Source organism: Salinicoccus albus DSM 19776, from assembly GCF_000385175.1.
GTDB lineage: Bacteria > Bacillota > Bacilli > Staphylococcales > Salinicoccaceae > Salinicoccus > Salinicoccus albus.
Map to the genome: position 1 here is coordinate 1 of NZ_ARQJ01000002.1, position 1,438 is coordinate 1,438.

The window sequence follows — 1,438 nt, forward strand, 5'->3', positions numbered from 1 at the left end:
CCACCTGTTCCCATGCCGAACACAGCAGTTAAGCGCTCCAGCGCCGATGGTAGTTGGACTGACGTCCCGTGAGAGTAGGACGCTGCCGGGCAGTAATTGTCTGTAAATCTTAAGTATACTTTTGGAGAATTAGCTCAGCTGGGAGAGCATCTGCCTTACAAGCAGAGGGTCGGCGGTTCGATCCCGTCATTCTCCACCATTTAGCCGGCCTAGCTCAATTGGCAGAGCAACTGATTTGTAATCAGTAGGTTAGGGGTTCAATTCCTCTGGCCGGCACCATTAAAATAATGATGAGCCATTAGCTCAGTCGGCAGAGCATCTGACTTTTAATCAGAGGGTCAGAGGTTCGATTCCTCTATGGCTCATAACTTCCAGCGGGTGTAGTGCAAGATGTGAAGGGCATTCCCTTCACCCGCATAAACATTTTAATATTGCGGGAGTAGTTCAGTGGTAGAACACCACCTTGCCAAGGTGGGGGTCGCGGGTTCGAATCCCGTCTTCCGCTCCATTGTATGCCGGGGTGGCGGAACTGGCAGACGCACAGGACTTAAAATCCTGCGGTAAGTCTACTTACCGTACCGGTTCGATTCCGGTCCTCGGCACCAGTTTTTGCACTATGCGCCCGTAGCTCAATTGGATAGAGCGCCTGACTACGGATCAGGAGGCTAGGGGTTCGACTCCTCTCGGGCGCACTTTAAAAAAACACATACGGGAAGTAGCTCAGCTTGGTAGAGCACTTGGTTTGGGACCAAGGGGTCGCAGGTTCGAATCCTGTCTTCCCGACTCTTTGAAAGTTACATTATGCGGGTGTGGCGGAACTGGCAGACGCACTAGATTTAGGATCTAGCGCTTTCGGGCGTGGGGGTTCGACTCCCTTCACCCGCATCGCTTCAAAATTCTTATATATGGGGGCTTAGCTCAGCTGGGAGAGCGCCTGCTTTGCACGCAGGAGGTCAGCGGTTCGATCCCGCTAGTCTCCACCATTTAGAAAAATTATTTTAATTTCATGGCGGCGTAGCTCAGCTGGCTAGAGCGTACGGTTCATACCCGTAAGGTCGGGGGTTCGATCCCCTCTGCCGCCATATTGGACCTTTAGCTCAGTTGGTCAGAGCAAACGGCTCATAACCGTTGGGTCGCAGGTTCGAATCCTGCAAGGTCCACCATATTTCTGTTACAATAGTTAATTATACGGAGGAATACCCAAGTCTGGCTGAAGGGACCGGTCTTGAAAACCGACAGGGGCTTAACGGCCCGCGGGGGTTCGAATCCCTCTTCCTCCGCCATTTTATTATTATCGCGGGATGGAGCAGTCTGGTAGCTCGTCGGGCTCATAACCCGGAGGCCGGTGGTTCAAATCCACCTCCCGCAATTTTTAAATCAGGTCCCGTGGTGTAGCGGTTAACATGCCTGCCTGTCACGCAGGAGATCGCGGGTTCGA

Annotated in this window: 13 tRNA genes and 1 rRNA gene; all 14 read left to right on the forward strand. The window is 52.6% G+C overall.

Going from position 1 to position 1,438, the window contains the following annotated elements:
• A 5S ribosomal RNA gene (gene rrf / locus G343_RS14885) occupies positions 1–91 on the forward strand; the annotation flags it as partial.
• A gap of 32 nt (positions 92–123) precedes the next feature.
• A tRNA-Val gene (locus G343_RS0100015) sits at positions 124–199 on the forward strand.
• Positions 200–203: 4 nt separating this feature from the next.
• A tRNA-Thr gene (locus G343_RS0100020) sits at positions 204–279 on the forward strand.
• Between the two features lie 13 nt (positions 280–292).
• Positions 293–365, forward strand: a tRNA-Lys gene (locus G343_RS0100025).
• 68 nt (positions 366–433) lie between these two features.
• Positions 434–508 (forward strand) — tRNA-Gly (locus G343_RS0100030).
• Between the two features lie 6 nt (positions 509–514).
• Positions 515–605 (forward strand) — tRNA-Leu (locus tag G343_RS0100035).
• A gap of 13 nt (positions 606–618) precedes the next feature.
• Positions 619–692: transfer RNA gene (locus G343_RS0100040), tRNA-Arg, on the forward strand.
• Positions 693–709: 17 nt separating this feature from the next.
• A tRNA-Pro gene (locus tag G343_RS0100045) sits at positions 710–783 on the forward strand.
• Positions 784–803: 20 nt separating this feature from the next.
• Positions 804–885, forward strand: a tRNA-Leu gene (locus G343_RS0100050).
• Positions 886–907: 22 nt separating this feature from the next.
• Positions 908–983 (forward strand) — tRNA-Ala (locus G343_RS0100055).
• A 25-nt stretch (positions 984–1,008) separates the two neighbouring features.
• Positions 1,009–1,082 (forward strand) — tRNA-Met (locus tag G343_RS0100060).
• A 4-nt stretch (positions 1,083–1,086) separates the two neighbouring features.
• A tRNA-Ile gene (locus tag G343_RS0100065) sits at positions 1,087–1,163 on the forward strand.
• A gap of 27 nt (positions 1,164–1,190) precedes the next feature.
• Positions 1,191–1,283, forward strand: a tRNA-Ser gene (locus tag G343_RS0100070).
• 12 nt (positions 1,284–1,295) lie between these two features.
• A tRNA-Met gene (locus G343_RS0100075) sits at positions 1,296–1,369 on the forward strand.
• The last annotated feature ends 69 nt before the right edge of the window (positions 1,370–1,438 follow it).